This is a genomic window from Amycolatopsis sp. lyj-90 (genome assembly GCF_046549035.1).
GTDB lineage: Bacteria > Actinomycetota > Actinomycetes > Mycobacteriales > Pseudonocardiaceae > Amycolatopsis.
In genome coordinates, this window is the sequence record NZ_JAJPWP010000011.1 from 370,188 (window position 1) to 377,261 (window position 7,074).

Below are 7,074 nucleotides of genomic sequence, written 5' to 3' on the forward strand. Positions count from 1 at the left end.
AAACGGATCACGCGAGCCCTGCCTTGCCGAGATAGGGATACTTGGGCTGATCGCGGACCACGATCCCCGCGACGGTCTTGCGCGCCAGGCTCAGCACGTCTGCCTGTCCCCACACCACCGTGTTGCCCCGGTCGAACATGATCTCCTGGACGTCATCCCAGGCCTTGGCTCGCTCGGCCTTGTCCTCGTTTCCGATAGCCGTGCCGAACGCGGCGGCGAACTCATTGTCCTTCAGGGCCAGCGGCGGACTGGCGCCGAGCCTGCCGTACATCACCGCCAGCGGGATCGCGCCGCTGGAGAACGCGACCCCGTTCGCGGCCGCGACCGCGTCGGGCTCAAAGAACTCCGGCGGACTCACGACATCCGCCCTGACCTTCAGCCCGATCTCCTTGAGCTGCTCGGCCAGCAACCGGGTGGACGCGTTGTAGCCGACTTCCCACTCCGCCGTTCGAATCACGATCTCCGCCGCGTCGGCACCCGACTCCTTGACCAGCTTCCTGGCTTGGCCGACGTCGCGAGCCAACGGCGCCCTTGGCATGAAGTACTTGGCACCGGCGCACAACAGGTCGTTACCCGGTGCCCCGTAGCCCAGCAGCACGGAATCCACCAGTTGTTGCCTGGCAATCGTCAATCGCACTGCCTTACGCGCCCGCGGGTCGTCGAACGGCTTGATGGTCGTGTTGAGCACCCAGCCGTAGGCCGTCCGGTTCTTCGCCCCGGCCGTGCGAACCTCGAAGTCGTTGCCGGGGACGCCGGCTTTGCCTGTGGTGAAGGGGATGTCGCCCGCGTAGTCTGCCTGTCCGGTGACGACCGCGTTCACCCTGGCCTGCGAGTCGACAAGGCTCAGTAACACCAATTCGTCCGCCGGGGCCTTGCCCGCCCAGTGGCCGTCGAACCGTTCGAGGCGTGACCCGCGGCCGGCTTCGAACTCAACGACTTGATACGCGCCGGTGCCGATGGCTGTGGCGCCGGTGAAGGTCGCCCCGTTCTTCACCATCTTCCCTGGGAGAGCGGCCAGAAACAGCGCTGGATCACCCACGGGCCGCCGGGTGGGAACCACGAGCGTGAGCGGGTCTCGGATCTGGATCTTGCCGAAGTCGAAGTACCCAGAGAGCTGGCTAGGAAAGGCTCGCTTCGGAGAACTCATGAACTGGAAGCTGTAGACAACGTCGTGGGCGGTGAAGGGTGAACCGTCGTGCCACTTCACGCCTTCGCGCAGCTTCAGCATGAACGAGGCCGCTCCCGGACCGACCTCGACTTCATCCCCGAGCGCTGATGCGGCTTCGCCGTCGATCAGCGTGAACAGCGAGTCGAACACGACGTCGCCGCGCACGAAGTCGGCAGGCGACCCGCTCCCGAACGGGTCAAGGCTTTCCGAAGCCCCGCCTCCGGTGAAGACAGCGCGAAGCGTGCCTCCTTGACGGGGGACTGCCGGGCCGGCGTCGCGCGCAGGATCGGGAGAGGGGGTGGCCGCACTGCAGGCGTCGAGCAACGCCCCTGCGCCTGCCGCGCCCGCGACGAGCCCAGCCGTCCGGAAGAGAGCACGACGGTTGATGGACATGAGAATTCCCTTCATGAGGTTCAGCCGGGCAGCAAGACGGCACCGTGCGACAGACCCGGATCGAAAGCGCCAGAGAACCCGGCTGCCCCACGGCGCGGACCGCGGTCACGTCCGCGTCCTGCACCTCGAACTCGCCAACCACAGCGAGCAAGAACCTTCGCCGCGGCCGGAGTCCGGAGTAAAGGGTGTTCACCCGGTACGCGACGCCTTCCGCCCGCGCGGTCCGGAGGCAGTCCGCGAACTTCCCGGTCGCGCGATGCCTCAACGGACAGTCGTGACGAGAAAAGATCTCGCCAGAAAGACCAACCCATCAACCCCACGACATCTTGCTCCAGAGCCAAAGAGGCGCCAGTTGATTAATCCGGGTGTCTTGCGACCGGATGAGCAGAACGTTGGTTCCAGCGCCACCATTCGTTCAGTCCGGCCACACCGCTTCCACAGGGCACAACCACGACCAGGACCGCCGAATCCGGAGTCGGAGCCATCCATCACAGGGCGCTCCTCATTCAGGAGACGACTCATCCCACCGCAATACGCCGAATAACGTCGCGGGTGCCGATGCTGCCCTTCATGAAATCATTCGCCATGTTCTCGCCGAATTCTCGCTCCGCGTCGGAACCGCCAGGTACACCTGACACCACCATCGCAAAGCTGAAGCAGAGCTTCAGGTCGTCATCATCGCCGATGATCTCGTTGGTGATCGTGCCGAGCACCGGCCCCGACAGACGCGCGAACACGACTCGATGTGGCTCGTCCATCGTGACACGCTCGCGAAAGTCTTCATCACGAATCCGGACTTCCCGGTCGAACGATGTTTCGCCATATTTCGCGACAACGACGCATTTACTCATAGCCGACACGAAGGGCATTCCATTATGCGCCTTGAGTACCAGACCGCCCCACACCTCTGAACGAGTAAGCAGCGGCTGGCCAGGCTCATTGATCGGCACTGATTTGCTACCACAGATCATGCCCCAACTCCTGTCGTGCAAGCGGGTGAAACTTCGCATAATTTCGTCCATCACCCACACCCATGGTTCCGGCCCCCTCCGCGTGAACTTCTCACGAACCGAGCCTCACGGGAGATTAGACGGCGGCAGGCGCCCGATCTCACGGATAGTCGTCACAGGTCCGCGTACCCATCGGGAACTTCGATGACCGAACCACAGACACCCATCTTCCCTGCGACGCCAACGCTCCCGTGCCGCAAGATGCCTTGACTCAGGAGACCGTTCCTGATCAAGGATATGGGGAAACAGGGACCAGCCGGCAAGCCGAAGTGACGTTCTTCGTTCGAATCTGCGCTTTCGGACATACTTTGTCACTTGACTTTCCCGGTACGCAGAAAATCACGGCGTGGCCGATCCCTGGTTGCCGCGTGCCCCGCGCAGATAGCGCAGGACGGCCGTGACCCGGCGATCGGCGCTGTCCCCCGGGGCGAGGTCCAACTTCGCGAAGATGTTGCGGATGTGTTTGTGAACCGCGCCCTCGCCGATCACCAACCGCTGGGCGATGGCTCCGTTGCCGAGACCTTCCGCCATCAGGGCGAGAACATCACGCTCCCGCGGACTCAACCTTTCCAGCCGGTTGTCGACACGGCCGCGGTTGAGCATCTGGGCGACCACGTCTGGATCGATCGCGGTGCCACCGCCCGCGACTCGATGCAGGGCCTCCAGGAACTCCTCGACCCTGCCTACACGCTCCTTCAGCAAATAGCCGAGACGAGCGCCGCCGACAGCCAGCAGGTCGGTGGCGAACGCCTGCTCGACGTGCGCGGAGAGAACGAGCACCGCCAGGTCCGGGTGACGTCGTCGGGCTTCGACCGCGGCAACGATTCCTTCATCGGTATGCGTCGGCGGCATTCGCACATCGACCACCACCGTGTCCGGCCTGTGCTCGTCCACGGCTTCCAGGAAGCTCTCGGCCCCGTCAGTCACCGCCACCACATCGAGCCCTTCGGCACGAAGAAGGAGCGCCAGCCCCTCACGCAGCAGCGCGTCATCCTCGGCGATCACAATCCGCATGGCACCCTCACGGTCATCGTGGTCGGTCCGCCGGCGGGACTCGCCAGCGTGAAAGTTCCGTCGTGCGCCTCGACCCGGGCACGAATTCCGCCAACGCCCGAGCCCGCCCCCTCGGTCGCTCCCCCGCGGCCGTCATCCGTGATACGCAAGCACAGCAGGTCTTCCTCCCTGCGCAGTTCGATTTCCGCTTGGGTCGCACGACTGTGTTTGGCGATGTTGGTCAAAGATTCGGCCACGATGAAGTAGACCGTCGCCTCGACCGAGGCCGCGTATCGGCCGGGAAGGTCCGCGTCGATCCGGCATGGCACGGGACTCGTCGTGGCGAGGGCCTCGACGGCCTCCGTCAGGCTGCGATCGGCGAGCATCGGCGGCAGGATGCTCCTTACCACGAGCCGCAATTCCGCGAGTGCTTCCTCTGCCGCGTCCTGAACCCGCCCGAGAACCTCGTCTGCGTCCTCGGATCCTCGCGAGACGGCTCGGCGGGCGGCACCGGCCAGCACGTTCACCGCCACCAGCCGATTCTGCGCCCCATCATGGAGGGCTCGCTCTATCCGCCGCAATTCGGTGGAGTGCGCGTCCAGCGCGGCCGCGCGAGCCGCGGACAGATGCGCGATCCGCAGCGCTAGATCAGTGTCGGGGCCGGGCTCCAACAGACGGCGCCCCGGAGCTCCCTGCAGTTTGGCCATCCCGGGCAGGATCCCGATGGCGACGAACAGCCAGCCGACTCCGAGAAGACCGACGGCGAGCGCGCCGGGGAAGTCCCGCACTATCCAAAGGTCGGCAGTGGGCGCGGCCTGGCCCTCGGGAATGAGGTGCCACCAGAGCGGGAAGGTCCCATCGCGCACTGAACTGAGCACGAGGAGCAAACCGGAAAGTCCCAGCAGGAAACCGAATACGGCGTGGACCGCGACCCATACGAGTTCGTGCCGGGTGTCGTGATTCCGGAGTGCGTCCCGCAAGCGGTCCGGGCCAGGCCCCGGACTGATCAGCTCTGGTCCGGAGGCGCTCAGCCTGACGCGTTCCCGGTCGGCGACCACATGCACCAGTCTCAGGACGTACGGCGCGAGAAGGAATCCGACACCGATGACAGCGAGCAGAACGGTCAGCGCGATCGTCAGCAGACAGAACAAGGCGAGCACCGAGGAGGCGAGACCACCGATAAGTTGCTCCAACGCGTCCAGCGCCGCACGAATGCGGTTCACCTGCGGACGAGGTTGCGTAGACGACACAGGGCCGGACTCTAATGCACCGGTCACCGAATCGGTATTTCACGGAACCGGTGGCCACCCTGTCGTGGTACAGCCTGCCGTACCGATTCTCCGGGTACGCGCGGGATCGGCTGAACCGACGAAAAAGCCTAAGGTTTTCGTCATGGAGAACGAATCCCGCACCTCACCGTCCCGTAGCCGCGCGGCGCTCTGGTCCGCGCTGGTGATCAGCACCGTGGCCAACGCCGTCGTCTCGGCATCCGAACTCAGTGTCAGCATCAGTATCGGCTTCGGCCTGATGGCGCTGTTCTGCGGCGTAGCACTGATCGCATCCCGGAGGAAGAAGGGCGAACCGTCCGGGAACTGACCGGTACGGTGCCGCTCTCCAGGCATGGCGACCCGAGCCGGCCGGGTCATTCCGCCGTCATCGCCCACAGTGGACTCACTCGTTCGTGTCAACGCAGCCCGGGTACGCTCGCGCTGACTTCCCACCGAAGTGCGCGAGTTTCGTTCCCATTGCCGAGGTATGTGAACGGTGCCGGCAATGAACGGAACAAGCCGCCAAGGCGACGTCCGTGCAGCACGCGAAGTAGTGCCGCCACATCGGAGTGGTGGACGAAGGTCGGCCTAGGCGGTCGTGCCCCTTTCTCGGTACACGTTGCCTTCGAGGGCACCTCTTCCCGCCGGCGGGGTTGCGTAGCCCGTGGGCGAACTTATGGTCGGCTTAGCCCCCATTCGGTCGTACCGGGAGCCCACCCAGGGAGGCGACAATGCCGTTCTCTTCCACCGCGCCGTTCTCATTGACCTCACGGGGCTCGGACGATCGCGATCGGGTGGTCAAGCAGTTACTCACCGACACAGGGCAGCGCGTGACTCCCCCGCTCCGCGCCGCAGTGGAGTCCTTGGCCGGAAACACGGCTCTGGTGGCCGGCTGCCACTTCGGTTGGCTCGATCGCGCAGGCCGACCGGCCGAGGCCCGGGGCGGCAAGATGCTGCGCCCGGCACTCACTCTGCTGTGCGCGCAAGCCGTAGGCGGTCAGGCAGAAGACGCCATCACCGGCGCGGTCGCGGTGGAACTCGCACATGCCTTCTCGCTTCTCCATTACGACGTAATGGACTGCGACCGAACGCGCCGCCGGCGGTCGTCGATCTGGGCGTCCTTCGGTGTTCCCACGGCGATCCTGACCGGCGACGCCTTGTTCGGGCTCGCGTTGCGAGTGATCGCGGGCTCTGGGAATCCCGGCGCCTTCGACGAACTGTCGATGGCGGTGCGCGAGATGATCACGGGTCAAGGCGCAGATCTCGCCTTCGAGGCCCGCGCGGACATCACGATCCCGGAATATCTCGCGATGGCGGCGGGCAAGACCGGCGCGCTGCTCGGTGGCGCTTGCGCGCTGGGAGCCCGGCTCGGTGGCGGAACAGGCGAGCAGATCTCCTGCCTGCGCGCCTTCGGTGAGCAACTGGGCGTCGCCTTCCAAGCAGCTGAGGATGTTCTCGGCATCCGCGGCGACGGCCGCGACGCCGGGAAGACGATCGGTTCCGATCTGATGAATTGCAAGAAGACCCTGCCGGTCGTGGTCGCTCTGGCGTCGAAGACCGCCGCGGGAAGGGAACTCGGCCGACTGTACGAGCTAGGTCGTCCGCTCTCCACCGATGAGGTTCGGCGGGCTGTGATCGCCGTCGAGACGGCAGGGGGTCCGGCGTGGGCCGAACGCGAGGCAGAATGGCAGCGGGTGGGCGCGGTATCCCGGCTGTACAAGGTCGGCCTGGTCCCCGAAGGGGCGACGGCGTTGACCGACCTCGCCAGGTTCGTCGTCCGGCGCGATCATTGAGCCCTCTCCCCCGCTTTCATGCCGTAGGCCGAAAGCCCCCGTGGCCATGGATGCGCGATATTCTCCGAACGGAGGAGAATCAGGCAGGTTCCCGAAGTGCGGCTTGACGACCGGTAACGGCTACCGCAGGGTTGTTCCAGCGGTGCTGGAGGTAGCGATGTGCGGAATCGCAGGGTGGGTCTCCTTCGACACGGATCTGACTCAGCGCCGGGAGGTCGTCGACGCGATGACCGAGACCATGGCGTGCCGTGGTCCTGACGACTCGGGCACCTGGGTCCGGCCGAACGTGGCGCTGGGCCACCGCCGTCTCGCGATCATCGATCTGCCGGGCGGCAGGCAGCCGATGGCCGAAGCCGGGCTGGCCGCCATGGTCTACAGCGGCGAGGCGTACAACTTCACCGAGCTCCGCCAAGAACTTTCCCAGCGGGGCCACAAGTTCGAGACCGACA

The 7,074-nt window shown here is 65.4% G+C and carries 6 protein-coding genes and 1 pseudogene; 3 read left to right on the plus strand and 4 right to left on the minus strand.

The features are described 5' to 3' along the window. Positions 1-7: 7 nt before the first annotated feature. From ACLJPX_RS35890 to ACLJPX_RS35905, 4 genes are all read right to left on the minus strand, one after another. Entirely contained in the window at positions 8-1,561 is a 1,554-nt protein-coding gene (locus ACLJPX_RS35890; RefSeq protein WP_410604795.1) for an ABC transporter substrate-binding protein, read from the minus strand. Between the two features lie 518 nt (positions 1,562-2,079). Beyond that, a complete protein-coding gene (locus ACLJPX_RS35895) occupies positions 2,080-2,532 on the minus strand; it encodes an SRPBCC family protein (protein ID WP_410604796.1) in 453 nt (150 codons plus the stop codon). Between the two features lie 378 nt (positions 2,533-2,910). Then, entirely contained in the window at positions 2,911-3,585 is a 675-nt protein-coding gene (locus tag ACLJPX_RS35900) for a response regulator (RefSeq protein WP_410604797.1), read from the minus strand. Next, positions 3,573-4,787, minus strand: coding sequence for a sensor histidine kinase (locus ACLJPX_RS35905; RefSeq protein ID WP_410604798.1), 1,215 nt, complete (start codon positions 4,785-4,787; stop codon positions 3,573-3,575). Before ACLJPX_RS35905 ends, ACLJPX_RS35900 begins: the two co-directional genes overlap by 13 nt. A gap of 169 nt (positions 4,788-4,956) precedes the next feature. Between ACLJPX_RS35905 and ACLJPX_RS35910 the strand changes: the two genes are divergently transcribed. From ACLJPX_RS35910 to ACLJPX_RS35920, 3 genes and pseudogenes are all read left to right on the plus strand, one after another. Next, positions 4,957-5,160: a hypothetical protein gene (locus ACLJPX_RS35910; protein WP_410604799.1), complete on the plus strand. Its 204-nt coding sequence runs from the start codon at positions 4,957-4,959 to the stop codon at positions 5,158-5,160. A gap of 403 nt (positions 5,161-5,563) precedes the next feature. After that, positions 5,564-6,625: a polyprenyl synthetase family protein gene (locus tag ACLJPX_RS35915; protein ID WP_410604800.1), complete on the plus strand. Its 1,062-nt coding sequence runs from the start codon at positions 5,564-5,566 to the stop codon at positions 6,623-6,625. Positions 6,626-6,782: 157 nt separating this feature from the next. Further along, positions 6,783-7,074 (plus strand): annotated as a pseudogene (locus ACLJPX_RS35920) (asparagine synthetase B); the annotation flags it as partial.